Here is a 26,756-nt window from a genome sequence, read left to right on the forward strand (position 1 = left end):
CCCCAAAATTATCGCCGTTCAGGCTCCGAGCCGAGAATGATACGAATCCTTTCAAAATCATGGGCACAGCGAATCAGGCTTGCAGCTATGAACGCCGAAAGTCGTTGTCTCAACGAATAGCCGGAGGCGTTCAGAATGCTTGCAGACTTCGAGCGGATTCCTTTTTGGCGATTAAGCATGTCGACTTGCACCTGCCCTCTTTCATGGAGCATCTTCTTTAAAATGTGGCGTCCGCCCGCAACGCGCCTCGCCTGAATAATTGCGCCTTTTAACGACCTTCTAGGGTGGGTGTACACAATGGATTTTCCCGCGTATTTCACACAAATACCGTGATCAGCTGCACGCCAAACCCACTCACGATCTCCACATGAGTACAATGTTTCATCAAAAGGACCGGCCAGCTCGAATAGCTTTCGGGATACAAAGAGATTGGCCGTTGCGGTGAAGCCCATTGTATTGATACACCTTTGCTGGCCAAACCCCATCATTAGCTGGTATAGCTCTGTTCCTGTCGGATGTCCCGAGGGCTCAAAGGTAACTTCACCACCTATAACGGCGCTGTATTCTGTTTCACTCAGAAGCTTAAGTCCCTCACTCAACCAGTTCTCATGAGGCCAGCAATCCGCATCAATGAATGCTAGAACACCGCCACTTGAGTGCCTAACGCCAAAGTTTCGAGCGGCATAAGATCCGGGCGTTTCACAGCGAAAAAGGCTTACACTGTGTTTCAGGCCTTTTGGCAGCACGAGGTGCGGTCGAGATCCGTTGTCAACGACCACTGACCGGACCAGTGACAAATCGACCCCCTGCTGATCATCGATAGCCTGCAAGCATTTGTTCAGCCCAAGCTGGTCATTGAATACCGGAATAATGATCGTTACTTCGTACATACTTAGACGACACCTAGCCTACGTTTTAAGGTCTGAACATCCAGAGGAGGCATATCAGGCATCATTGGTGACATCCTGATAAACACGCACATATTTACCAACAGCTTCTGCCGGGGAAAAAAGTCGCTCTGCCCGGTCTCTCGCTTTTACCGATATCATTTGGCGAATACCCGGTGAGGAGTGTAGCCGTTTACATGCACCAACAAACTCTTCCACATTATCAGGCGTACATAAAATCCCGGCGCCTTCACTACCGATCAGTTCAGGGATTGAAGAACAATTAGAAGCAACTACTGCAAGACCTGCAGCCATAGCCTCTGCGACAACCAGACCAAAACCCTCGAGACGAGTTGGGAAAATCAGGGCGTCACTTTCCCCATATAATTTTTCCATCTCAGTTTGCGATGAAATCCGACCAACTGGAATTACGTTTTTTGGTATCTTCGATACACCGATCTTCCGAAGATCGTCCTCTGTACCGGTATACCTCAGTTCAAAGCCATTGCTTAACTTTTCCATTATCGGAACCAGAAGATCTGCACCTTTACGCTGGGTAACGTTACCTACGAACACCAGTCGGAAAGGCTTGGATTTTCCTGGAGCCTGTACGCCACAGAGCGGAAGCGACTTCGAGTCCACCCAGTTGTGTATTACGCGGATCTCAGAGGTTTCAAATATCCTCTTCGTCATTTTTGCAGTGTAATGGCTAACGGCAGTTACGGCATCAGCACTCTTAAGCGACAGAGATTCACAGTGTCTTATCCAAACGCGATGATATAGCTTCTGGAGAAATCCCTGGTATGCGCCAATTGACTGATCATGAACACAAAGATGAACCGTCACGACACGGGGCAAGTTATCTGGAAGCAATGATTCGTGAAGCCAGGAGTTTACGTGCGCGACCGTTGCCCAAGCAGGCGGATGCGGCTTTTTCACCAACCATGGTAAGTACTCCGCGTAGTGAGGGAGCCAGGATATTTCAGCCTTCACCCCTCGCTCCCGCAACGCTTTCGCTAACCGCTCTGTAAAAACATCCGCGCCAGTGTGAGCGCGAATGGCAACAAACCAAACCCCTATCTCGTCAGCTTTAGTCACAACTGTCCGCACCTAATAGCTCCAAATAGGAGCATTTGTCATCGCGCTCTACTCTTTGTTCTTATACATTAGAGCTGTTATTTGTTCTGACACCAAGCCAACCATGAAGACTATAAGCGCCGTCGTGAACATCAAAGCACTCATATTAGTAAACCTTCCCTCAGTGAAAAAAGTGTACCCATAGTATGAAGTTCCCAACATAAAAACAAAAAACGCCAAAGGAAAAAAGATCTTCAGTGGCGAATAAAGTGTACCAACCTTAAAAATAATTAGAAGGAATCTAATTCCATCCTTAATGGGTTTTATATGGCTCTTACCTTCTCGGGCGCTTGCAACGATCGGCAAGTAGAAGACGGAATATCCAGCACGAAAAAATGCCATTGTGCTGGTTGTTGGATATGAAAATCCATTGGGAAGTAGATATAGAAACTCGAGAAATTTTTCCCGCCGAACCGCGCGAAACCCAGAGGTAAGATCCTCTACTTTGTGATCGACCACATAGCTAGCAAGTCTATTATAAAATCGATTAGCCACATCACGCCCAACATTGGCCTGGGATTCACTCCCACGCGCACCCACTACCATATCGTAGCCATCATCTAATTTTTCAACCAAACGGAGGATATCATTTGGGGAATGCTGACCATCAGCATCCATAAATACAAGAACATCTCCCGAAGCAGCCCGAGCACCAGATTTAATAGCGGCACCGTTTCCCTTTGAATATGGATGAAGAATTTCAGTAACAAAAAATTCCTCACAAACTTGACTGGTTTCGTCAGTGGAGCCGTCATTCACCACAAGGACTTCCGAATCAGGGCATGCTTCTTTAATCTTTGGCAGCAATGTTTTTAAAGAACGGGCTTCATTCTTTGCAGGTATAATTATTGTATAATTCAGCATACTTTGAGCACTACCTCGAAAGTTCTCTACCATGGATCCTTATAATCAATCCGCGCTATTCTTAGTTCATTAGTGTCAAAAATGGCTGTAGCGTGATTATCGTCCTTATAAACAAGAGGGACAGCCAATGATCCGCAGCGTTCTAAATTGCCAGGCCCATTTCTACTGCCAAGAATATCTTTGCTACACATTCTCTCGTAGAAGCTTTCTTGCTGGAAGCCGAGTTTTTCATATTGACCTGGCTGATACTCGATATCCGGAGCTCCCCCCATGACACTCAAAATCGCACTTATGTCATCATTCGGAAGCTTTCTTGCTGCAATTACTGGGGGCTCCTCAGCATTCACTATCATCTTTACAATTGCCGGCGGCGCTTGATTCAGCGAAATCTGGTGCGCCTGCACTACGACAAATCTATCAACAGAAAATACAACCAGAAGGGGTCTCTGACTATAGGTCAGGTGTAAACCGAAGGCTAACACAGCAAGCCTGACAACGAACATCACACTCAGATCGTTAGCGTAAGCCTTCTCGTCGGGCTTATAAAATAAAGCACCAAGCACAGCCCCCAGGACAAAAAGCACCCCCAGAAAACCAGCACACTTTACGCCGATACTAAATAAGTCAGCGTAATATTTTGGGTACCACGCATCTAGCAACCAGACTAACACAACCGCCCAGATAGCAGTCTCAATGGCGCCCCCCAGAAACACTGTATGCCTATTAAGCCTGGGGCTCATTTAACATACTCTCTGTAGCGCTCTAGTATATGGGCCCGATGCCCCCCATCAAATTCTGGATTTTCAAGACAGGCATTGATCAATTCAGCCAATCTCATATCATGAATGTTGCAACGCCCTGCCTCCAAGCAAGACATTATGCTATTCAGGTAATTGTAATTGTTATTGGAAAAGGGTTCATTGGCGAGCCTATCAAGCAAAGCCTGGTATGCCTCCTCGCTCATCTCATAGCCCTCAACCCCCTCCATTATGAACAGGCCAAACAGTCCATCCGTATAGCTCTCTCTGAGTTCGGCGCTTCTCTCAAAATAAAACGCAGCTTGGTCCAGCGCCTCTGCCTTTTGATCGGAGCTCTCAAGAGAACTCGCATAAACTGCATATTGCTTGCCCATACCATAATTGGCTCTGGGGGATTGAGGATGGTTTACCACTTCACTGTACGTGTGAATGGCCGGCTCTCCCCATACTGTTGCGCGGGCTAACGTTGTCGCACTGAAAAACACAACTAAGCTGATTGCCATTATTGCTCTAAGGTTTGCATAACGCTCTCCACCTATTACCAAGTAGTAGGCGATGGCGAAAAAAAATGAAAAACTGGCGAGATAGTTTCGATGCTCATGCACCAATTCAAGCCCCAGAATGGTGGATTCAAGTGAGTGCGCAGCCAGAAAAAACAAGATTCCGAACGCAACCACGGAGTACCTTCTGATTCGGACAAAGGCCCAGGACGTTGCTGCAACTACTGCGAGTATTGAGACTGCCGTTGTCCAGGGAGAAAAGATGGATTTTGATACGACAAAATCATCATGAAAAAGTCCAAGCGAGGTATTCAACGGAAAAACTAGCTGACCTATATAAAAGAGCAGCACCCTGAATTGGGTGAGCAACCTCTCCGTCAACGTAAAGTCTCTCTTTGCATAACCATTCAGGATCCAGTCAGGGGAGAACGCGAAATAGATCACGAGAAGAACAGAAGGAAGAAGAAATAGAAACCCGTAAGAAATCACCAGAGGCCGACTCACCGTCTGCCGGTTGGCACTGCGAAACTTCAAAAATACCAGCTCTATCAAGAACAGGTATGCTGGGAAGAGCGCGGCATTTTCCTTACTCGCAAGTGCCAGCGGCCAAAAGAGAACAAAACAACACACATACCAGCACAGTCGCCTACCCCAACTGGAGACGCTTACCTGCCTTGCCTTTACATAGGCATACATACCCAGCAGACAGAACAATGCACTCAGGCCTGCCATCCGCTGAACCGCATACAAAACCGTCGTTAAATTAAGCGGATGCAAAAGCCACAATAACAACACCAGAAAGGCAAGCAGGCGCTTGCGATCGACCGGGACCTGAGGCAGGTATTCGCAAAGGGCAATAACCAAAGCATACATTGTCCAGCCACAGAGCAAATGAACAATCAGGTTAACAAGCTTGAAGTAAAAAGGGTCAAGGCCGAAAAAGACATGGTTGAGCGCAAAGCTCAACATCACAAGGGGGCGCCCTAACGGTCCCGCTGTACCTGAAAGCGCAGCATTCCATAGCTCGTCCAGTTTCAGCGAGTCAAGCTGCAAGGCCTGGTTTTTAAGGATGTTCCACTCGTCATCAAAGTAGAACCCACCGGATAGGCCTAGAGCATATACAGCGACTGCCAGGAACGCCGCAGTAGAAAGCTGGAAATATACGTTATTTTTTAGCCACATAATAAAAAAGCGCCCGAAGGCGCTTTAACTGAGCCGCCAGATTATCTTAGCGACAATTGGACGGAAGGTACTTGGAAGCAAGAGTGCCGGCCGCACAAACCCACTCAACACCTGTTGAGTCACCTGTGCCAGTCAAAGTAAAGTTTTGACCTGCAGCTGTGTCGCCGCCCAGGTCTTCTACTGCAACGGTCACAACGCCTACATCCGCGCTAGTACGACCGTATGTCATCGCGTCTACGACTGCAGTCTCATAATCAGTACCTGTGGCCGAGAGACCAGCTGCGGCGGCGTCGGCCGGCATGGAACCCTGAGACACATAGTACTCAGAAACTGCAGTTTTCGCCTGGGACGCAATGGACATTGCCTCTGTCACTTTGGCGCGAATGGTGTAATCCTGATACGCCGGAATAGCAACGGCTGCAAGAATACCAATGATCGCCACAACGATCATCAGTTCGATCAGCGTGAAACCCTTTTGCGCTTGGTTCATCTGAATGTTTTTCATTATTAAACCTCTGTGTTAGTCGGTTTTTGATCTCGAGATGGCTCCGGGGCCGGTGGAGCTGTGCCCCGCAACCGGTTTGAGCCTGACAGGTTCTTAAGCAGGGCGCATGCCAAGATCCTGATTAAGTTAATAAATGCCTTGATATCAGCGCAATGCAGACCTTGTGTGAACCAGGTCACACACAACCAAAATGTAAAATGATGTCAACCCACGTCAGTGTGTGACAATTTTGGTCACCCACTCGACGTCACCCATTCATACACTCTATCCATACTTGAGCTGGATCATGCTTTACAGTTCGTGACTTTCCAAAGCATGCCCAGCCATCTAAACTCTTGTACATTCGCTCTTGGCAGAGTTTCAGCAACTTAGGCAGCACTCTTTATACCCTTTATGGCTACCAATAAATCCAACGTAACGCTTACCGGCCTTGCACGTCGCTTTGTGGAGGACGGACTGCTTGATGAGGCTACCGCGAAGGATGCCTTTATTCAGGCGTCTCAAAATCGCATTCCGCTGATCACTTATCTCGTTCAGAACAAACTGGCGGACAGCAGCGGGCTGGCTTTCTCCGCCGCCATGGAGTTTGGTATATCCGTTCTGGATCTCAGCGCTTTCCTTCCGGAGATGCTGCCGGAGAAAGTGGTTGATGAGAAGCTGATCCGGAAACACAACGCACTGCCTCTGTACAAACGTGGCAATCGTCTGTTCATTGCTGTCTCTGACCCCACCAATATCCAGGCTCTGGATGAGATCAAGTTCAACACCGGCCTCAGTACGGACGCCATACTGGTTGATGACGCTAAACTGCATGAGGCCATCGACAAGTACCTGGAATCCCATGACTCTACGATGGGAGACCTTGAAGATGCCGACTTGGAAGGCGTGGAGACCGAAGGTGGCGAGCACGAAGACGAGGGCGCGGTTAGTCCCAGCGAAGTTGATGATGCGCCGATCGTAAAATATGTGAATAAAATGCTTCTGGACGCCATTCGGGGAGGCGCGTCGGACATTCACTTTGAGCCTTACGAAAAAGTGTACCGGGTACGCTACCGAACAGACGGCATTCTGAAAGAGATGTCCCGCCCCTCCATCAAACTGGCTCCCAAGATCTCGGCGCGGGTGAAGATCATGGCGCAATTGGATATCTCGGAGCGCCGGGTTCCCCAGGATGGCCGGATCAAGATGAAGCTGTCCAAGACCAAAGCCATCGACTTCCGGGTGAATACGTTGCCGACCCTGTGGGGCGAGAAGATCGTTCTGCGGATCCTTGACCCCAGCCAGGCCAAACTGGGTATCGATGTTCTGGGCTATGAAGAAGACCAGAAGAAGCTGTATATGGATGCTCTGCAGCAACCTCAGGGTATGATTCTGGTGACCGGCCCCACGGGTTCCGGTAAAACTGTTTCCTTGTACACTGGCCTGAACATTCTGAACACGCCAGAGCTGAATATCTCTACCGCCGAAGACCCAGCCGAGATTAACCTCGAAGGTATTAACCAGGTGAACGTAAATACCAAGGTGGGCCTTGGGTTTGCAGAAGCCTTGAGGGCCTTCCTGCGGCAGGACCCCGACGTAATCATGGTGGGCGAGATCCGGGATCTGGAAACCGCCAACATTGCCATCAAGGCGGCGCAGACCGGCCACCTGGTACTTTCAACCCTGCACACCAACAGCGCAGCGGAAACGCTGACGCGGATGATGAACATGGGGGTACCCGCGTTCAACATTGCTACTTCAGTCAGTCTGATTATCGCCCAGCGACTGGGCCGAAGGCTTTGCAACAGCTGTAAGAAGCCTGCGGAGGTCCCGCACGATGTCCTTATCGCCGAAGGGTTCACACAGGAACAAATTGATACAGGCTTCACGTTGTACCGCCCCAAGGGCTGTGATAAATGCAATGGAGGATACAAAGGACGCGTCGGTATTTACGAAGTGGTCAAGATTACCGACGAACTGGCAAACATGATTATGGAAGAAGCCAGCTCCATTAAAATTGCAAAGCAGGCTCAGGCCGAAGGCTTCCCGAATCTTCGCCAGTCCGCCCTCAAGAAAGTGATTGAGGGGGTGACCAGCCTTGAGGAAGCCAACCGCGTGACGAAGGATTAACCATGGCAGAAAAAGCACAAAAGCTTCAGGCATTTGTCTGGGAAGGCAAAGACCGTAAAGGCAATAAAACCAAGGGGGAAGTCTCCGGTTCGAATCTGGCACTGGTGAAAGCCCAGTTGCGCAAGCAGGGCATCATCCCGGACAAGGTCAAGAAGAAGCCCAAGCCCCTGTTCGGCGGCAGCAAGAAAATTACGCCCTTTGATATCGCCATGTTCACCCGCCAGATGGCGACCATGATGAAGGCCGGTGTGCCGCTGGTTCAGAGTTTCGATATTGTGACGGACGGGCTGGAAAACCAGGGGTTGAAGGAACTGGTTGGAGCCATCCGGAATGACGTTGCCTCGGGTACCAGCTTTGCCGGTGCCCTGCGCAGGCATCCCAAGCATTTTGATGACCTTTACTGCAACCTGGTGGACTCGGGTGAGAAAGCCGGTGCGCTTGAGCAGATGCTTGATCGCATCGCAACGTATCTTGAGAAAACTGAAATATTGAAGAAGAAAGTCAAAAAAGCGATGACCTACCCGATTGCGGTAATTGTCGTTGCAATCGTTGTGACCGCCATTCTTCTTGTCAAAGTGGTACCTCAGTTCGAAAGTCTCTTCGAAGGCTTCGGCGCGGACCTTCCGGTCTTTACACAATTCATCATCAACATCTCGGAGTGGATGCAGCAATGGTGGTTTATTGTACTTCTGGGGATTGTTGGTTTTATCTTCCTGTTCAAGGAGGCTATAAGGCGATCTCAGAGGTTCTCAGATCTGGTTGATAAATATCTACTCAAACTACCTATAGTTGGCGAAATTCTGGATAAGTCCGCGGTGGCAAAGTTTGGCCGGGTACTCTCGACTACCTTCGCTGCGGGCGTTCCCCTAGTTGATGCGCTTGAATCGGTTTCCGGTGCTACAGGCAATGCCGTTTATCGGGACGCGGTGACCAAGATCAAAGATGAGGTTTCCAGCGGCACCCAGCTGCAAGCAGCGATGAGGGCGACCGGTGTTTTCCCTGTTATGGCCGTACAACTGACTGCCATCGGCGAGGAATCCGGCAACCTGGATGAGATGTTGGAGAAAGTCGCAGACCACTATGAAAGCGTGGTTGATGACATGGTGGATAACCTGACGGCACTGATGGAGCCGATGATTATGGCAGTTCTGGGTGTTCTGGTTGGTGGTCTGATTATTGGTATGTACCTGCCGATCTTCCAGATGGGTCAGGTGGTGTAGGTACTCCAGAGTCAGCTGTTGTGTCGGGTTACGCTTTGCTAACCCGACCTACGCTTACTGGTTTGTGTCGGATTACGGCTTTGCCTAATCCGACCTACGTTTCTTTCCGCTCCTGGTTTTCGGATAGTTCATGCTTATTCTTGATTCTCTGCTGGCCACGCCGTGGCTGTTGTATTTGTCGGTGGTGCTTTTTTCGCTGTGTATTGGCAGTTTCCTGAATGTGGTGATTCTTCGCCTGCCAAAGATGATGCACCAGGATTGGCGCTGCCAGTGCGAGGAGTTTCTGGCGCTGCCGGAGGGGCAGCGTAAGCCGGAAACGCCCATTACCCTGTCATCTCCCGCCTCTACCTGCCCTTCCTGTAACCACAGGATCCGCGCCTGGGAGAATATTCCCGTAATCAGTTACCTGGTGCTGGGGGGCAAGTGCTCTTCCTGCAAGACGCGGATTTCTCCCCGCTACCCGATGATCGAGGCACTGACGGCGATTTTCTCGGTGGTGACCATTGCGATTCTGGGGCCGTCCGTGTCGTCGCTTTGGGCACTGCTGCTGGTGTGGTCGCTGGTAGCGATGACGATGATCGATTTTGATACCCAGCTGCTGCCGGATAGCATGACCCTGCCGCTGATGTGGCTGGGGCTCGTGCTGAATTATTTTGGTGTGCTGACGGATTTTCACAGTGCCTTCTGGGGTGCGGTGGCGGGCTATCTGTCGCTGTGGTCGGTGTACTGGCTGTTCAAGCTGGTTACTGGCAAGGAAGGCATGGGGCATGGGGATTTCAAGTTGTTGGCCGCTTTGGGGGCCTGGCTGGGTTGGCAGTTGCTGCCGGCGGTGATTTTGTTATCGTCCGTGGTCGGGGCGGTTGTGGGGATATCTTTGATGGTGTTCCGTAAGCATGGGCGTGAGGTGCCGATTCCGTTTGGGCCTTATCTGGCGGCCGCCGGGTTGCTTTGTTTGTGGTTTGGTGCGGAAATTCAGAGTTGGTGGTTTGGGTTTATGGGGGTCTGATGGCGGTTATTGGGCTGACTGGCGGCATTGGCTCCGGCAAATCCACCGTGGCGCGGATGTTTGGGGCGCTGGGGGTGCATTGGGTGGATGCGGATGATGTTGCCCGGCAGGTGGTGGAACCTGGCACTCCGGCGCTGGCGCGGATTGCGGAGCATTTCGGGGCGGATATCCTGCAGGCGGACGGTTCCCTGGATCGTGCCCGGTTGCGGACGATTGTGTTTGAGCAACCGGAGGAACGGGCCTGGCTGGAGGGGTTGCTGCATCCGGTGATCCGGGAGGACCTGATTCGACAGCTTCATCCAGCCGACTATTCACTGCCCTATGTCCTGCTGGTGTCTCCGCTGTTGCTGGAAACCGACCAGCACCAACTGGTGGAAAAGGTGGTGGTGGTGGATGTACCGGTGGAGGTTCAGCTGTCACGTACCATGGCCCGCGATGATAATGATCGGGCGCAGGTGGAGCGTATCATCGCCGCCCAGATGCCCCGCGAAAAACGTCTGCAAAAAGCCGATGAGGTGGTGGACAATAACAAGGAGTTAAGCGACGTGGAACGGCAGGTTGGTGAGTTGCACAAGAAGTTTATGGTGGCCTTTGGGTAAGAACATTCTGGCAGTCCTGGGGTTGCTGTCCATAGCGTCAGGAACGATTACTCCGGCACACGCCGCTGACCCCGTTTTTATCATGAAAGACCCGTCCGTGGGCGATGCGCTCTCCCCCGAATCGCTGCCAGCTGACTTCTACGATTTCTCTCCCGAGGACTACTGGCTGGAACCGCGAGACACCTACTGGATTATTTTCAGCAATTGGGTACTGCGCCAGGAACGCACCCAGGGCTCACGTGTACAGGCGCTGGGCGAATGGGCGGACCGCACCTTCTCCGGTGCCGATAATGGCCTGCCCAACAACCAGAGCTACCTGCGGCTGGGTTTTGCCACAGAGTCCGAATATGGCGATCCGGCGCAACTGGAACCGGAAGCAAAGTTTCGTCTTGATATTCCCACGGTTAAAGAAAAACTGCGGCTGGTGATCGAAAGTGAAAGTGATGAGCTGATTCCGCTGTCCGAACGGCGCCGGGACCGCCAGTTAACCGAAGAGGAACGCTCGGATACCGAGGCGACCGGTGCGTTGCGGTATCTGTCGGAGGTTGGGGATGCAATCAACTTCAGTGCCGATGTGGGTGTCCGGCTGCGTTTCCCTACCGACGCTTTCTGGCGAATAAAAGCAGACAAGCGCTGGCAACTGGACAAGAACTGGATACTGACCGCAGAACAGCGGTTGTACTATTTCCACCAGGACGGCTGGGGCACGCGAACCTGGATCGGGGGCAGCCGGGACATAGGGAGTGGCTGGACGTTCCTGTCCGCCAGTGAAATGGAGTGGGTGCACGATGACCGCAAGTTCGAGATGGCACAGACCTTCAATTTTCACAAACGCCTGAACAACCGGGCCACCCTGAGCCCGCGCCTGGGTGTGCTGGGTGAAAGCCAGCCCAACTGGCGGCATACCTCAGTTTTCGCGGACCTGACCTATCGCTATCGGTTGCACAGCGACTGGCTGTTTGGCGAGATCATTCCGGCACTGGAGTTTCCCCGGGAAGAAAGTTTCAAGGACCACGGATCCCTGATTTTGAGGATCGAGTTGTATTTCTCGGGTACCATTGACCGATCATGACCTACACACCTCAAGACGCATTGACGTTAACGCCCATTGCCTATGCCCGCTCCTGCTTCAGGGACAAGTTCGGGGTTCCCCGCCAGCCAGGGCTGACCCGCCATGCCCATGCCGATCTGGTGATTGCATCGCCGTTTGACCGGGAGGATGCCTTCCGGGGGCTGGAAACCGCCAGTCACCTGTGGCTGACTTTCCAGTTCCATGAAGCCGTCCGGGAAGAGTGGCGGCCGGTGGTGCGCCCTCCCCGTCTCGGGGGCAATCGTAAGATGGGGGTGTTTGCCAGCCGATCGCCCTTCCGCCCCAACAGCCTGGGGTTATCGGTGGTGCGCAACGAAGGATTGCGACGGGAAAACGGTCGGCTGATCCTGCAGATCAGCGATCACGACCTGATCGAGGGCACGCCCATCCTCGATATCAAACCCTACCTGCCGTTTGCCGACTCGGTGCCCGAGGCCAGCCTGGGGTGGGCGGACTCGCCACCAACCGAACGACTGCCGGTGGTTTTCCTTGATGAGGCCGAGGCACAACTGGCTGCCTTGCCCAGGGAACCCTATCGCGATCTGCGCCGTCTGATTGAGGATGTGGTGAGCTATGATCCGCGACCCTCGTTCCGCAGGGGGCGGGAAGAGGCACGGATTTATGGTGCGCATCTGTATGATCTGAACGTGCGTTTCCGTTTTATTCATGATCCCGGCGGGGAACGTGTCGAAGTGCTAACGGTCTGTTAAACTCGACAAAGTTTGAGGCGGTTAGTCGCCAGTTCACTAGTCACAGGGAATACGTGCCTTGCCTTTGATCCGGTTATTCAAACGAATGGGTGTACGGCCACTGGCTGCAAGGCTGCTGGTGTACGTACTGCTGTTCGCTATTGTGCTGTCACTGGCAGCCACCGGCCTGCAGATGATCGGTGAGTATGAGCGCCGTACCGAAGAACTTCGCAGTACCCAGACCAAGGCGGCCGAGCTGATTTCCGGCAGCATGAGCAACAACATCTGGCTGATGAATTTCAGCGAGGTGGCCAACAGCCTGGATGATATGCGGGCCATGCCGGTGATCCAGCACGCCAAGGTGACCATCACCGGCGGCGAGGAGTTCAGCACCGGCACCTACCCTGAGGGTCGTGTGATTTCCCAGTCTTTTCCCCTGGTATTCAATCGCGCTTCGGTGAACGCCCCCCAGAATCTGGGCACGCTCACCATCACCTCCTCGGTGGAACAGGTGCACAAGGAACTGATGGACCGTACCCTGATGACCCTGGGGTTCCAGTCCCTGATCCTGATACTGGGTTCCCTGGGGCTGCTGTTGATTGTCAGGATGACCATCTCACGGCATCTGGAAACCATGGCGGACTATGCCGCGCGCCTGAACCTGGATGCCCTGATCGAGCCGCTGCACCTTCGACGCAAGCCACCGAAACACGGTGATGAGCTCAGTGAGCTTGAACAGGCGTTGAACAAGATGCGCCTGCAACTGCTGGAAGACACCCGCTCGCTGCGCCAGACTACCATCCAGTCCCAGGGCGAGCGCGATGAGGCGGTCCGGGCCAATCATGCCAAGAACCAGTTCCTGGCCAATGTCAGCCACGAACTTCGCATACCGCTGCAGTCGGTACTGGGCTATGCCAACCTGCTGACGGATACGCCGCTGGACCAGGAGCAACGGGAGTTTGTCCAGACCCTGTTGAGCGCCTCCGAGAGTCTGTCGGCGATTATTAACGATCTGCTCGACATCTCCAGCATGGAAGCCGGCAAACTGGTGCTGGAGGATCTGCCATTCGATCTCAGGGAGACCCTGAACGACCTGGTGCACATGCTCGGTACCCGCGCCCGCGAAAAGGGCCTGGCGCTGGAATTACGGGTGGACGAAAACCTCCCGTGGGCGCTTCGCGGCGACCCGGTTCGGGTGCGGCAGATTCTGCTGAACCTGACCTCCAATGCCATCAAGTTTACCGATTCCGGCCATGTTCTGATCAGCGTGGAGGTGCTTGGCCGCAGGGATAATCTGGTCCGCCTGCGCCTGGCGGTCGAGGATACCGGGATCGGCATCAGCCCGGAGGATCTCCCGCTGGTGTACGAGCCCTACGTTCAGCTTGGCCAGAACTTCCAGCGGCAACTGCCTGGTGCCGGGCTGGGCCTGACCATCTGTCGTCAACTGGTCAGGCTGATGGACGGCACCCTGGACGTCGAGAGCCGTCCCGGCGAAGGCACCACATTCTGGGCCGAGCTGTCGCTGCCGGTGGCGCCGGAAAGCGCAACGCGTATCCGGCCGGATACCCGCATGGTGCAGGGCCGGCGAATTCTGGTGGTGGATTCCTATGAACTGTCCCGCAAGATCACCCTGGAGATGCTGTCACGCCACGATCTCCACATTGAAGCGGTCAAGTCAGCGGGTGAGGCCCTGACCTCTGTCCGTCTGGCCTCGGATAACCAGCATGACTTCGACGCCATTGTACTGGACGGCTTCGTGCCGGATATGGACAGTGACCTGCTGTGCCGGCAGATCCACAGTAACCCCCAGTGGACGGAAACCCGTCTGCTGTTGCTGTCATCCAACCCCCAGCGGGGTGACGCCGAGCATTTCCGCCAGGCTGGAGCAGACGCCTTCCTGAGCAAGTCCCTGCGGGAGTCCTGCCTGATTCCGATTCTCCATCAACTGTTCGCAGACCGGGCTTCCGGTGAGCGCCGGTTCCTGACCCGTTTCTCACTCCAGTCCATCAGCGAACCATCGCGGCGCCGGGAACTGCCCTGTAGCCGCATGAAAGTGCTGCTGGTGGAGGATAACCCGGTGAACCGAACACTGACCCGGCGCCTGCTGGAAAAGCTGGGCTGCGATGTGATGACCGCCAACGACGGTGAAATTGCGGCCAGTCTCTGGCAGCTGCATCCCTTTGACCTGGTGTTCATGGACTGTGTTATGCCCCGGGTAGACGGGTTTGAAGCCACCCGACGCCTGCGCCAGTGGGAAATTGACCATGGCCGGGAACGGGTACCGGTGGTCGCGCTGACCGCCAGTGCCATGGAGAAAGATGAGGAACGGTGCCGTCGGGCAGGAATGGATTCGTTTGTTGCCAAGCCTGTCAATATTGAAATGTTGCGGGCAGTACTGGAACAATACTGTCAGGCATCCGCGCCCTCCTGATCCACTGGCTGAAGACACCGAAGGTGTCTCTGGAAAATTATGAAAGTAGAATGCCCCAACTGCAAAAAATCCGTCGAATGGAGTGAGGACAATCCGTTCCGCCCCTTCTGCTGCGAACGTTGCAAGCTGATAGACCTTGGCGCCTGGGCCAACGAAGAATACCGGGTACCGGCACAGAATGTCTCACCGGACGACCTCGACCAACTGGACGAGATCACCCGGCACTAATGCCCTATTAACAGGCCCTTACCCCGTTTTAAGTTGAGCCACCCGCAGCGGCCCGTTACCATGCGCTCATCTGAACAATCGCCGCCACCGGCCAGGCCCGGTGCCGGATTCCGTTCATTGATCCATAAAGGTAGTAAAAGAATGAAAGCAACCCGTATTTCCGTTCTTGCTCTGTCACTGGCCGCTGCTCCTGCACTGGCATCCGATCTGGACCTGAGTCTGACCAACGATTCGGTCAAGGGCCAGGTGAACTTCTTTGGCACCAACTCCGAACTGCAACTGGGCACCGGTTACACCTACCACGAAGGCAGTCGTCACATTGGTAACGTGGATTTCCACGCCCAGGGCCGCACCGCGCTTGGTAACCTGCCAACCACCGCCGGTATTGGTCTGCGCGCCATCGGTTGGGAAGACGATGACCTGGACGGCGGCGCCGTTGGCCTGGGTGGCTTTGCGACTGTGAACATTCCCGATGTGCCGGGCCTGTCCGTTACCGGCGGTCTTCACTACGCGCCGAGCATCCTGTCGTTCGGTGACTCCGAGGACATGACCAGTGTTGAGCTACGCGGCAGCTACCGGGTGATCCGCAACGCTGAGGTGTTCGCGGGTTACCGTTACCTGAACACCGACCTCGACTCGCCCCTGCGTGGCAATGTGGATCTGGACGAGGGCGTTATGGCGGGCATGAAGATCTTCTTCTGACCCTGCCCTCTTTCGGGAAGTACAGGACGGGCGCCTTGCGAGGCGCCCGTTTTTGTTTCGTGGCCTGCCTCACTCTTTGCCATCATCTCTCTTGCTAGACTGCCGGCTCATGTTCCGATAATGGATTGTCCCTGGCATGGCTCTCAACATACGCTCTCCTTATGGCTTTTCACTTTCCCCCCTTTTGTCCAACGTGCTTTCCGGTTCCCGGGTCTGGCTCCCCTCGCTGGTACTGACGTCGGTTGTTGCGTTATCTGGCTGTGGCGGCGGTGACAGTGCGGTTGATGAAGCGGGTTCCCGGGACAACAGCTTTCCCCCAACCAAGAACGCCCGGGACGACTTCAGTTCCGGCAGTACCGGTGATTCCAACAACACCAACGGCCTGGCGGCCAATGAAGTCCGCGTCACCGTGGAGGTGCCCTCTGCGCTGGCGCCAAACGGCGAGCTGACCCGTCGCAACCTGCGAATCGTGACGCCGGACCGGATCGAGGTGTACCGGACAGACCAAAGCCTGCGAAATCTTGGGTCCGTTGACGTCACCCACCGCACCGAAGGCAGCGGCGCGGAAGTCATTACCTTCAGTAATGGGCTGCCGCTGGGGCCGGACGTGGTGATTGAAGCGGTCTACGGCAACACCCGGATGCGGGCGCTGGCCGCGGACTCGGACCGCGACGTCAAGGTAAACCCTTTCTCCGAATACCTGGTGAGCCATTCCATCAGCGGCTACTCCCCCGACCAGTTCAGTCAGATCATGGACTGCGTTGACGATGCCTCGGGCGAGTTGTGCCTGAACAAATATGTCTGGTCGACCCTGGCCGACCAGGTCCACGATTTTGAGATTGATATTCCCGGCGATGTGGACCTGGGCGCGGCCCTGGACCATCTGGACAGTCGTGGCGATTTCGCCCGTTATGTGGACAGCATGGCCGCATATGCGGTGCTGGATGAACAATCCTCCGGCAAAATCAGCGCCAGTTCGGCGGACTACAATTCAGTGTTCCTCGGCGTTGAACTGGGGCAGACTTTCCGCGAATCGAGTCTTGCCGGTTCCGGCCAATGGGGCGTGCGGACGGCGCAGGAAGAGAGTGTGACGGACAGCAACGGCACCGGCTATGTCTACCCCGCGCTGACCCTGACCAGCTTCGACGCGTTCAATATCCGGGTGACGTCCCTGGCTTCGGATGTGCCCTATAACCGCGAGGCGTTGATTCACCAGGCAGGTAATGAGTTTTACCCAAGAGGGACCGACCACTGGGACCTGAACACCCACGCCTCCTCGCCGGGGGCCGCCACCCTGCAGGACAATACCCGCCTGCTGGCCGGGCGGGCGCTGTACCAGAGCGTCACCGGTCGTGGCAGTTCCCTGACCATCGGCTGGACCCGCAACCCCTACTATCTGGACGCGTTTGTCAGCACTACGGACGAGGCCGGCGAGGCGCCGGATCGCGTACTGGGCGGCTATTTCAGTGCCGGCAAGGCCATCGAGCTGGAAGCCACCGAGGATGCCCTGCAACGCAAAGCGGTGTTGGAAGATCACTACCTGTCCGTGCTGGAATTGAACCTGCTGCGGCAAGCAGGCTTCAGCCTTGATCAACTGAATGGACGTCAATACAACGTGGCGTTCCTCGCCAGCCGCTTTGCTGACGGCGCGGAGCCACTGGTGATTGAATCCGGCGTGGGCAGCTGGGAAATCAGCGGCAACGATGTCCACCAGGTGATGACAACCACGGCCATCGCCCGGGACGGCGGCTCAGGGGCCGTGACCGGGCCGATGGCGGGAGACCGCAACGCCGACTGGACCATCAGCACCCGGCCGTCACGGCTTAGCGTGGGAGATCGCAACATCGGGCGTCTCAATCTGGATATCAGCAACCCTTCAGGACAGTTCGTCACTCCGGATCTGGGCATCGGTGCCAGCACCCCCGACGGCTCACTGCTGGCCTTCAATCTGGACAATGCTGACACCGGGGATGGCCTGTTGATTGCGGCGGCACAAACCGGTGATTTTCCCCAGAGTGGGCGCTTTCGGCTGCAGGGGCTGGCCATGGGGCTGGCCGATGGCGAAAACCGCCTGCGACATTTCGACAATGCCGTGCTCACGATTGATTCGGGCACCACTGCGACGCTGACCGGACAAACCCTGAAGGTGGTGCATTCGGTCGCCAATGAAACCGTGTCGGGACCGGTGGCCGTCGATGAGGGAGAGGTGGCGCTGACCTATACCCAGGGTGGCAACGGTGAGGTTGCGTTTGAGGCCGGAGGCCTGACGCTGACGGGATTTGTGGCGCCGGGGCAGGATCAGTTGTTTCTGCGACTGCAGGATGCCGATGGCGGGGAGCAGCAGCTGGGATTGTTGATCGCCACACGGTTGCCGGACTGATTGTCGGATTACGCTACGCTAACCCGACAGAGGTAACCCAGCCGGGATACAGTCACGTATAACCTGTTATAATTTCGGTCATATCGACTGTAACGAGAGGTTTTATGTCTGCAGGTATCCGGGCTTTTTTGCTGGTTTTCCCATTGGTGGTTTTTGCATTCTGGGGCAGTCTTCATACACCGGATCCGGACAGCGCCTTCGATGACGATCTGGTGCTGTCATCCCTGCCGCCTCTCCCGGCCTGGGCCAACAAACCCCTGCCGGACTTCAGCCGCTATCGCGATACCACGGAACGCAAAGCCGCGTTCTTTTCCTTTCTTTACCCGCGGATCGCGCTGGCCAATTCCCGCATCCTGATCGAACGGGACTACCTGGAAGCCCTGTCACGGAAGGAAGAGCTGAGCAAACCCGAGCGCACCTGGCTGATCAGGCAGGCAGAAAGACTCCGCGTCGATGAGAAGCCTGCCAGCCCGGCCATGTTCAAACAGTTGCACAAACGCCTGGACGTGATAGCCCCGTCCCTCGTGCTGGCCCAGGCGGCCAATGAGTCAGCATGGGGCACTTCACGTTTTGCCACCAAGGGCAATAACCTGTTCGGTCAGTGGTGTTTTTCCAAAGGCTGTGGCCTGGTGCCGAAGGCACGGGTAGAAGGCGCCTCTCACGAAGTGGCCAGGTTCTCTTCCCCCTACCGCTCCATCCGGGCATACGTTCAGAACCTGAACAGCCACCCGGCTTATCAGGGGTTGCGTGATGTGCGGCTGGCTGCGCGCAACAATGACAAGCTGGCGTCCGGAAGCGCACTGGCGGCAGGCCTGATTAGCTATTCAGAACGGGGTGAGGATTATGTACAAGAGATCCGCAGCATGATCCGGTACAACAACCTGGCTTATTTCGATACCGATTTCCGGGCCACGTTCTACGGCGCCGAGACCGGATCACTGCAACACCTGGCCTCCGCCAGCAAAGAACATGCGCTCCTGCCCAATGCCGGAGACGAAGAACATTCCGGGGACATCCGCTAATGCTCGATTTTTTGCCTGCGCCGCTCAAGGGAACCCTGGCGGCCCTGCTGATCTTGATCAATACCCTGATTCTGTTTCCGGTATTGATGCTGGTTGCGTTGATCAAGCTCATCCTTCCGGTGACGACGGTCCGAAAGCTGTGCACCATCGCACTGAACAACATTGCGTACATCTGGATCGGCTTCAATAACCGTTTCCTGGACCTGCTCCACCACATTGAGTGGGACGTGAGGGGGGCAGAGAACCTGAGCCGCGAACACTGGTATTTCGTAACCTGTAACCACCAGAGCTGGGCAGATATCCCGGCCATTCAATACGTGCTGAACAGCCGCATTCCGCTACTGAAGTTTTTCCTCAAGAAAGAATTGATCTGGGTGCCCCTGCTGGGCGTCGCCTGGTGGGCTCTGGACTTTCCGTTCATGCATCGTCACACCAAGGAACAGATTGCCAGGCGCCCGGAGTTGAAAGGCAAGGATATAGCTGCCACCCAGGCTGCCTGCGAGAAATTCCGCTACACCCCGGTGACCATCTTCAATTTCATGGAAGGCACCCGCCTGACCCCGGCCAAGCACAGGTCACAGAAGTCTCCCTACAAGCACCTGCTGAAACCCCGCGCCGGCGGCACGGCCTTTGTACTCGGTGCCATGGGGGAAATGCTCCACACCATGCTCGATGTCAGTATTGTCTACCCCAATGGTCGCTCCGGGTTCTGGGACTTCCTCTGCGGTCGTACCCGCCGGATCATCATTGATATCCGGGTTCGCGAAATTCCAGAGCGTTTCCTGAGCATGGACTACGAGGGCAGCCGGGAAACCCGTGTGGATTTTCAGAGTTGGATCAGCGAAGTCTGGGCCGAGAAGGACGCCCGAATAGAGGCCCTGAAGGCCCCTGTCCCAGAACCCGATGAAGAGGTAGGTCGGGTTAGCGAAGCGTAACCCGACAACCCGGGTTACAGTAAACCCAGTTCCCGCGCGCGGACGATGGCCTGGGTGCGGGACTTGACCTCCAGCTTGGCGTTTATGCGTCGGGCGTGGGTTTTCACGGTATGCAGGGAAATATGCAACTGGTCGGCAATTTCCTGGTTGGATAGCCCTTTGGCGATCAACTCCAGAACCCCCTGCTCCCGCTCACTGATAGGTTCCGCCAACGGCGCGGCATTCACTTTGGCCACCGAAAGCCCAAACAATTGACCGACGGACCGGGTGAAATCTCCTTCCGGCAAATGCGGGTATGCCTTTTCCATCAGCTCGCTCATTTCGATGCGTAGCTCAGCAAACGGGCTGATGAAATGCTCTTGTCCAGCAATATTGACGGCCTGTGTCAACGGTTTCAGCGCTGCCGCCACGCCCCGCTCCCGGAATGCCAGCAAGCTTTCCAGCAGCCGCAGGTGCAGGTCAACCGCAAATGGGATCACGTCACCGTTATTCAGGCGAATACGCCGAAGGGTATCCGCTGCTTTAATGTCATCCCCTCGCGCCAGCTCAATCCTGACCTGAAGCAGGTCCAGCAGGCCGGGCATCATTGGGATCAACTCGGGTACACAACCGGTCTCCCGGTATGGCCGCAGGCGCTCCAGGGCATGCTCAGCGCTATCGATATTCCCTGACGCCAGCCAACAACTGGCCTTCAGCGCTTCCAGCACCGGCATAAAAACGGATTCATCCACCTGCCAGGCGTGCATGGTGCGTTCGGCACGGCCAATCCAGACAAACGCATCCTCCAGGCGCCCCTGGGTGCGACAGATCAGTACTCGCAGGGCCATGGCAAGCAACAATCCCAGATCCCGGGTCTGCTCGGCATGGCGACCACAGGTCACCAGAAGCCGATCCGCCTCAGCCTCCCGGCCCTGATGCCATAAAACCAGAACCAGGTTGAGCTGCAAGCGGGACTCGCCGACTCGTGTCGACCGGGATGTTTCATTCATGGCGGTATCGAGCCCGGTCCGCAGCAGCTGTTCCGCGTGTTTCAGTGCCCCTTTTCCGAGTTCAATCCGTGCGTGGGTATAGACAGCCAGCAGCTCCGACCCGGAATCACCGGCTTCCCGGGCCAGCCGGGCAGCTGCGCGGTTGGCATCCCGGGCGTCCGCGAATCGGCCGGCGGCGCAAAACGCACTGGAACGTACCATCTGGGTGACCAACTGCCCCTGCGTAGACAGCTCTTCGGCGGCCAGCGCCCGATCAGCCACTTCAAGGGCCTCTTCGACGAACCCTTCTCCCCGCAGGATAAACGCTTTCAGCGCGTTGATACGACCGGACAGGACCTCGCGATCATCATCGCCCAGACCATCCAGAAGCGCCCTGGCCTGGGCGAACTGACCACCAATGGCATGGACCCAGCTGTAAACCAACCGCAGCCGCGCACTGTCCTCCAACAAGCCGGGCGGCAGGGATCGACGCAGGCGTAGAAGCGAAGCGGTATCCTGGCCTATCAGCAGGGCCTCGGAGCCTTCGGAGGCGATTTTTACAGCTTCTTCGGCGTTTTCCGACAGCAAGGCGTAACGCAACGCTTCGGGTAGCTGGTGATGCTGGCGAAACCAGCGGCTGGCAGCCAGTGCGCGATCAATGGCACCATCCAGGGCCGAACTTCGCAGCCACTCATGAAACAGCGGGTTGAGGCGGAACCAGCGCCCCCGGCCTGGAAGTGGTCGCAGCGGTATTCCGGTTTCCGCCGCTACGGAAGGCCGAAAGCCGGTATCGCAAGACGGATCCACCAGGCAAGCAAACAGATCGTCAGAAACGACGTCCATCTCGGCCATGATCCGCAGGGCCCGTTGCTGGGAAGGCGTCAATCGGGACAGCACGGAGTCCCGCAGAAAACGCTCCACACTGACGGTCTCCTGGATGGGCAACCGCGACTCCGCCAGGGCGGACAGCTCTCGCTGGTATAGCGCCAGTGGGGTAATCCAGCCCTCGGTCAGGGAATACAGGTGATCAACAGCCACCATGGTCAGCTGGCTGTTTTTCAATGCTTCGGAATAGAACTCGAACGTCTCCTGCCGGCTCAGCTCCAACGCTTCCGGACCTAACCGGGTGAACCGCCCTTCCAGCTCTGATTTGTGGGTCTCGAACGGCAACGGTTTGCGGGAAACCAGCGCCAGCGACAAACCTTTTGGTAATTCGGCAATCAACTGCCCCAGCAGCTCGATCACCACCGGATGACTGACCGATGTCAGGTTATCCAGCACCAGCACGGCCTTACGCTCTGGTGTTTGCCAATAATCCTGGGCCAACAGCAATGACAGGGCTTCACTGTGACTTGCGGTGGCATGTGCAAGGGTCGCGTCGCGGGAAGGCTGGGGATTGAGGGCGATACCCAGCAACGTCATCAGTCGTGCGGGTTCATTATCCTGCGCGGAGAAGGAGATCCATTTAATGGTTTCCAGAGGACGCTCGGATTCATGGAGCGCAGACAATAAAGCATGGGACTTGCCGTAGCCACACGGCGCCTCCAGATAGAGAATACTTCCAGGACCCAATGCCTCCCGGATTCGTCCTGTCAGCAACGGCCGTTGAAGGCCTTCAGAGGGTGCGGAGGGAATCCGGACCCGTTGTCGCAAGAGATCTCTGACGAGCTCGCCCCGATGTGTTCCGGCGGAAACCGACTGGAACTCATCATTGGCGGCACTGCCATCATCAAATGGTTTCACACTTCGCCCCGCTCAAGTCCGGCTCACGGCAACCATGAATGGCATTGTCACGTGTCCGGAATATGCAATGTTTGCACAAATTATCTGGGTACCATCATCGGGTACGCCTTTAGTATGAGGGAGAGGTTAAACCAAATGCGGTGTGGGCTGCAAAACTTTGACGTGGCAGTCTGTAAAACAGTGGCGAGAATTTAACGCATTTATCACAGCCAACGTCCATAAAAAAAGGCGGGCTCGGAGGCCCGCCTTTTTCGGCACAACGCCTGACGCGTTTTATCGAACGCCCGCCCGACGGAGAGCGGCAGGTGTGTATTCCCGCGAAGTACGCTCTACTCCAAACGTATAAGGATCGTTTTCCTCGTTGGTCAGACCAAGCGCCAGGTAGCGACCGGAGAGCAGGTCATACAGCACCTCAATCGCGTACCAGGGCACCTGCTGGTCATAGAACTGCATGGCATGGGCCTCGGCGACACGCCAGAGTTCGCCACGACCGTCATAATGATCAATCACGCTGGCCTGCCAGGAATCTTCGTCCAGGTAGAAATCCCGCTGGGCATAGATGTGACGTGCGCCGTCTTTCAGGGTCGCGCGGACATGCCACACACGGTGAAGTTCATAACGGGTCAGATCCTGGTTGATATGCCCGGCCTTGATGATGTCATCGTAGCTCAGGTCACGATCCACCAGCTTGTAGGAGTTGTACGGAATGTACATTTCCTTTTTGCCGACCAACTCCCAGTTGTAGCGGTCGGGTGCGCCGTTGAACATGTCGAAGTTGTCGGAGGTACGCATGCCATCCGCAGCGGTACCCGGTCCATCGTAGGCCACCTGGGGTGCACGACGGACGCGACGTTGACCGGCGTTGTATACCCAGGCACGACGGGGCTCTTTAACCTGATCCAGGGTTTCATGGACCAGAAGCACGTTACCCGCCAGACGGGCCGGTGCAGTAATGGCCTGCTTGAAATAGAACAGAACGTTGGGATCCTGATCCGGCTCGTAGTCTTTCAGGTATGCGCGCCAGGTCAGCTCATCCTGGAACTTGACCACACTGTAGTTACCGTTCTCAGTTGGTGTTACCTGACCAACGTTACGCTGAACCGAGCCACCCCGATAGCGAGTAATGTGGTTCCAGATGGCTTCTACGCCATTCTGAGGAATCGGAAACGGTGTCGCATCCTGATAGTTCGCGATGCCGTTTCCGCCCTTGATCAGTTCCGCCTTCGTCGCATTCTCGACGGTTTGCTCCATGACTGACTGAGGATAAGTCGCTGTGCGACGCGTCTGGTAGACGGGCATCTTGTAGTCGTCGTACCTTTTGATCATCGCCACCTGCCCCGGGGACAGGTTCTCGGCGTACTGATCCACATTGCTCTGGTCGATGGTAAACAGCACCTCGTCGTTCGGGAACGGGTTAATGTAGATACCATCATCGTTGTAGCCCGCAGGCGCTTCCTTGAGGCCACCATCCCAGGCCGGGATTTCATCCCCATTGCCGGCTTTCTCGGCGCCAATGGGCGTCAGGCTGTTACCCAGTTTGGCGGCTTCTTCGGCGGATACCGCACCGAAGGCATTGCCGGCAAACAGGGTTGCAGCCATCACACCGGAGGCCAATAGCTTTTTGTTCAGTTTCATTTAGATTACCTCGTCAAACGAATTCATGCCGGTTTCAGAAGGAGTAAGAAACACTCGCGCTGACAAAATCACGGTCAGTTAACTCGTTATACGGTTTACCGCCGAAAAAGTTTGTATAGCCGATGTTGCCGGTGATCTTGTTCTGGTAGACCGCCTGCAGGGACAGACCAAGCGCCTTGCTGCCTTCGTTAAAAGCGCCACCTGGCTGAGGGCTGTATCCTTGTACATCATGGCTCCAGGCTAGCTGTGGCGAGAGGTTGATGCCGGAGAACACGTTGTTGTATGCCCAGACCAGACGCGCACGGTAGCCCCATGAGAAGTCTGTCGTGAACCCTTCGTTGTTACAGTAATTGGTGTTCAGGTTCGCCCCACCGGCGCAGATATCCGCACCACCCAGAGCGTCCAGGGGAATTTCACCTACACCGAAGGTGCCGGAACGACCGAATCGCGCTTCGTCTGTGTCCGGGAAATCGTGGATGTAGGTTGCACCAAATTCCGTAATAAATGAGAGTCGGCTCGCACCCATCACCTGATCAAAGAACTTGATCAGTGTGAACTGCGCCTGTGAAACCTTGAAGCGGTCATAACCCTGCACCTCAGTCCCGGCAAGGTTTGCACCACCCGCCTCTTCCAGACGCTGACGCTCAAGCAGACTCAGAGGCGTCTGGCTGCCATCGGCTTCTGTGCGTGCTTGCAGGCCACCCAGAATCAGCTCAAACGCGTTCCACTGAATGGGGACGTTGTCGCGGAAGCTGTATTCTGCCCCCAGAGACCAGCCACCCGGGGTGGTGGTGTTGATGCTGATACCATACAGGTTGATATTCTCCGGGTACTCAATGAAGTAGCTCGGGAATGTCGAGAAAGGCTTGCTCGGGTCATTGGTCTGGGTACCGTCCGGATCGGAGGGGTTATTCACCAGACCACTGACGTACGGAAGGCGGCTATTGTACTTGATGTAGTAGAACCCGAGCTCGGAGTCATTCAACTCTGGCACATACCAACGCAGAGCGACACCAAACTGGTCTTTTGAATCAGCTTCTTTATCGCCAAGGCGTGGAGCAATGAATCCCTGAGCAAACGCCTGGGAGTCCGGCAACTGCCCTGCCAGAAGCACAGGTCCACAACCGTCCGACGCAAAATCGTTGGTGGAGAAGAACGTACCGCAATCGTCGGGACGAACCGGCTCCCAATCCGCCTGAACGAATGTCTCGACGGTCATATTCTCGGTCACGCCTGCTGACATGTAGAACATTTCTACTGGCAGGAGTGCATCCTTCAATTCTGAACCCGGGGCGCGGAAGGCAGGAACGTCAACCGGGTTAATCACGTTGATACCGCCCTGGATAAAGGTGCTCTCGCCCCAGCTCACCACCTGCTTACCATAACGGAGGCTCACAGGCACATTGCCGAAATACCAGTCGGAGAACACGTAAGCATCCAGAATTTCGCCACCAGAGGCGTTATCCTTCGCTTCATCGTTCAGCTCGCGCCGCTGGCCAACATCATCAACGGCGCGCATTTCATCCTTCAGTTCGAAGTCGTACCAATAGCGGCCACGAAGCAGACCGCCTACCCGCGTCAGCATATCGCTGTTGACGCTGTAGTCCAGGAACAGCTCACTGTTACCTTTGACGATTTTGGAGTAGGTGTCACCCTTCTCAAAGTTCAGGTTACCGTCATCGTAGTTGTTGGTGGACGCACCAATATTTTCCTTGCTCCCACCCGGAGCGTACTCGGGGCCGAGGTTACCCTGGGCGATCAGGCGCTTGTCACGTTCCTGAGTACGCCAGCCGACACCGGCGGACAGTGTGGTATTGAACTGGGCTTCGACGTCCCCCAGGTAAAACGAATAGGCGGTTGCCTGCCCGGACATACCGGCTGCAACTGCCACGGCCAGCGGCAATTTGGCCCACTGATGCCATTGTTGAGTTTTTCTTGTCATTGGAAGGCTACTCCATTGTTGTTCTGAGTCGCTGCTCTGATTATTGGTGTTCACGGTGTTGGAGGCTTCACGCACAGTGCTCGTGATGCTGGCACTATAGCTAACGCTCTTGGGCGCTTTGATCAGTCAAAAGTATGATTTTGCGGTCATACCCTGTTTTACCGCCGGGTTCCCTCACTTCGAATCACTATAGACAACAATGGTGGATGCAACCACCTTGTTTT

21 protein-coding genes and 1 pseudogene are annotated in these 26,756 nt (G+C 55.3%); 12 read left to right on the forward strand and 10 right to left on the reverse strand.

Features of this window, described 5'->3' with window-relative positions:
• Nucleotides 1-8: 8 nt before the first annotated feature.
• From EHN06_RS13915 to EHN06_RS13940, 6 genes are read right to left on the reverse strand one after another with little or no spacing between them, the layout of a single operon-like run.
• Nucleotides 9-890 carry a glycosyltransferase family 2 protein gene (locus tag EHN06_RS13915; RefSeq protein WP_127333144.1) on the reverse strand — a complete coding sequence of 294 codons (882 nt, stop codon included), beginning with the start codon at nucleotides 888-890 and terminating at the stop codon, nucleotides 9-11.
• Between the two features lie 54 nt (nucleotides 891-944).
• The gene (locus EHN06_RS13920; protein WP_164735614.1) at nucleotides 945-1,985 is read right to left on the reverse strand and encodes a glycosyltransferase family 4 protein; all 1,041 of its coding nucleotides are present in this window, start codon (nucleotides 1,983-1,985) and stop codon (nucleotides 945-947) included.
• Between the two features lie 48 nt (nucleotides 1,986-2,033).
• Nucleotides 2,034-2,888 carry a glycosyltransferase family 2 protein gene (locus EHN06_RS13925; protein WP_127333146.1) on the reverse strand — a complete coding sequence of 285 codons (855 nt, stop codon included), beginning with the start codon at nucleotides 2,886-2,888 and terminating at the stop codon, nucleotides 2,034-2,036.
• A 26-nt stretch (nucleotides 2,889-2,914) separates the two neighbouring features.
• Entirely contained in the window at nucleotides 2,915-3,628 is a 714-nt protein-coding gene (locus EHN06_RS13930; RefSeq protein WP_127333147.1) for a hypothetical protein, read from the reverse strand.
• On the reverse strand, nucleotides 3,625-5,328 hold the full coding sequence (locus tag EHN06_RS13935) for a hypothetical protein (RefSeq protein WP_127333148.1): 1,704 nt from the start codon (nucleotides 5,326-5,328) through the stop codon (nucleotides 3,625-3,627). The genes EHN06_RS13930 and EHN06_RS13935 overlap by 4 nt, the downstream gene beginning before the upstream one ends.
• Nucleotides 5,329-5,374: 46 nt before the next feature.
• Entirely contained in the window at nucleotides 5,375-5,833 is a 459-nt protein-coding gene (locus tag EHN06_RS13940) for a pilin (protein WP_206075664.1), read from the reverse strand.
• A gap of 393 nt (nucleotides 5,834-6,226) precedes the next feature.
• Here EHN06_RS13940 and pilB point away from each other — a divergent pair, with 393 nt between their 5' ends.
• The 12 genes from pilB (at nucleotide 6,227) to EHN06_RS14000 (ending at nucleotide 20,244) form a co-directional block, all read left to right on the forward strand.
• Nucleotides 6,227-7,942, forward strand: a complete 1,716-nt coding sequence (gene pilB, locus EHN06_RS13945; protein ID WP_127333149.1) for a type IV-A pilus assembly ATPase PilB — start codon at nucleotides 6,227-6,229, stop codon at nucleotides 7,940-7,942.
• Between the two features lie 2 nt (nucleotides 7,943-7,944).
• Entirely contained in the window at nucleotides 7,945-9,162 is a 1,218-nt protein-coding gene (locus EHN06_RS13950; RefSeq protein ID WP_127333150.1) for a type II secretion system F family protein, read from the forward strand.
• 130 nt (nucleotides 9,163-9,292) lie between these two features.
• Nucleotides 9,293-10,168, forward strand: coding sequence for a prepilin peptidase (locus EHN06_RS13955; RefSeq protein ID WP_127333151.1), 876 nt, complete (start codon nucleotides 9,293-9,295; stop codon nucleotides 10,166-10,168).
• The gene (gene coaE / locus EHN06_RS13960) at nucleotides 10,168-10,767 is read left to right on the forward strand and encodes a dephospho-CoA kinase (protein ID WP_127333152.1); all 600 of its coding nucleotides are present in this window, start codon (nucleotides 10,168-10,170) and stop codon (nucleotides 10,765-10,767) included. Before EHN06_RS13955 ends, coaE begins: the two co-directional genes overlap by 1 nt.
• Entirely contained in the window at nucleotides 10,760-11,839 is a 1,080-nt protein-coding gene (locus EHN06_RS13965; RefSeq protein ID WP_228257310.1) for a hypothetical protein, read from the forward strand. Before coaE ends, EHN06_RS13965 begins: the two co-directional genes overlap by 8 nt.
• Nucleotides 11,836-12,567 (forward strand): tRNA (N6-threonylcarbamoyladenosine(37)-N6)-methyltransferase TrmO, encoded by a 732-nt coding sequence (tsaA, locus tag EHN06_RS13970; protein ID WP_127333153.1) that lies wholly within the window; start codon nucleotides 11,836-11,838, stop codon nucleotides 12,565-12,567. Before EHN06_RS13965 ends, tsaA begins: the two co-directional genes overlap by 4 nt.
• Before the next feature lie 85 nt (nucleotides 12,568-12,652).
• The gene (locus EHN06_RS13975; RefSeq protein ID WP_228257312.1) at nucleotides 12,653-14,977 is read left to right on the forward strand and encodes a response regulator; all 2,325 of its coding nucleotides are present in this window, start codon (nucleotides 12,653-12,655) and stop codon (nucleotides 14,975-14,977) included.
• 39 nt (nucleotides 14,978-15,016) lie between these two features.
• Nucleotides 15,017-15,205, forward strand: a complete 189-nt coding sequence (gene yacG, locus EHN06_RS13980; RefSeq protein ID WP_127333155.1) for a DNA gyrase inhibitor YacG — start codon at nucleotides 15,017-15,019, stop codon at nucleotides 15,203-15,205.
• Between the two features lie 141 nt (nucleotides 15,206-15,346).
• Nucleotides 15,347-15,907 (forward strand): YfaZ family outer membrane protein, encoded by a 561-nt coding sequence (locus EHN06_RS13985; protein ID WP_127333156.1) that lies wholly within the window; start codon nucleotides 15,347-15,349, stop codon nucleotides 15,905-15,907.
• A gap of 136 nt (nucleotides 15,908-16,043) precedes the next feature.
• Nucleotides 16,044-18,287: a hypothetical protein gene (locus EHN06_RS13990; RefSeq protein ID WP_228257313.1), complete on the forward strand. Its 2,244-nt coding sequence runs from the start codon at nucleotides 16,044-16,046 to the stop codon at nucleotides 18,285-18,287.
• Between the two features lie 104 nt (nucleotides 18,288-18,391).
• The gene (locus EHN06_RS13995) at nucleotides 18,392-19,309 is read left to right on the forward strand and encodes a glucosaminidase domain-containing protein (protein WP_127333157.1); all 918 of its coding nucleotides are present in this window, start codon (nucleotides 18,392-18,394) and stop codon (nucleotides 19,307-19,309) included.
• Complete coding sequence (locus EHN06_RS14000; RefSeq protein WP_127333158.1) at nucleotides 19,309-20,244, forward strand: acyltransferase; 936 nt, start codon at nucleotides 19,309-19,311, stop codon at nucleotides 20,242-20,244. The genes EHN06_RS13995 and EHN06_RS14000 overlap by 1 nt, the downstream gene beginning before the upstream one ends.
• Before the next feature lie 14 nt (nucleotides 20,245-20,258).
• Here the strand turns inward: EHN06_RS14000 and EHN06_RS21785 are convergent, their stop codons facing one another.
• The 4 genes and pseudogenes from EHN06_RS21785 to EHN06_RS14015 all read right to left on the reverse strand — a co-directional run bounded on the left by EHN06_RS21785 (nucleotide 20,259) and on the right by EHN06_RS14015 (nucleotide 26,532).
• Nucleotides 20,259-20,564, reverse strand: a complete 306-nt coding sequence (locus tag EHN06_RS21785) for a response regulator transcription factor (protein WP_416332560.1) — start codon at nucleotides 20,562-20,564, stop codon at nucleotides 20,259-20,261.
• Between the two features lie 57 nt (nucleotides 20,565-20,621).
• Nucleotides 20,622-22,634 (reverse strand): annotated as a pseudogene (locus EHN06_RS14005) (helix-turn-helix transcriptional regulator); the annotation flags it as partial.
• Between the two features lie 594 nt (nucleotides 22,635-23,228).
• Nucleotides 23,229-24,590: a DUF1329 domain-containing protein gene (locus EHN06_RS14010; protein ID WP_127333160.1), complete on the reverse strand. Its 1,362-nt coding sequence runs from the start codon at nucleotides 24,588-24,590 to the stop codon at nucleotides 23,229-23,231.
• A 34-nt stretch (nucleotides 24,591-24,624) separates the two neighbouring features.
• Nucleotides 24,625-26,532: a DUF1302 domain-containing protein gene (locus tag EHN06_RS14015; RefSeq protein WP_127333161.1), complete on the reverse strand. Its 1,908-nt coding sequence runs from the start codon at nucleotides 26,530-26,532 to the stop codon at nucleotides 24,625-24,627.
• Between the last annotated feature and the right edge of the window lie 224 nt (nucleotides 26,533-26,756).

The sequence above is a fragment of the Marinobacter sp. NP-4(2019) genome (assembly GCF_003994855.1).
GTDB lineage: Bacteria > Pseudomonadota > Gammaproteobacteria > Pseudomonadales > Oleiphilaceae > Marinobacter.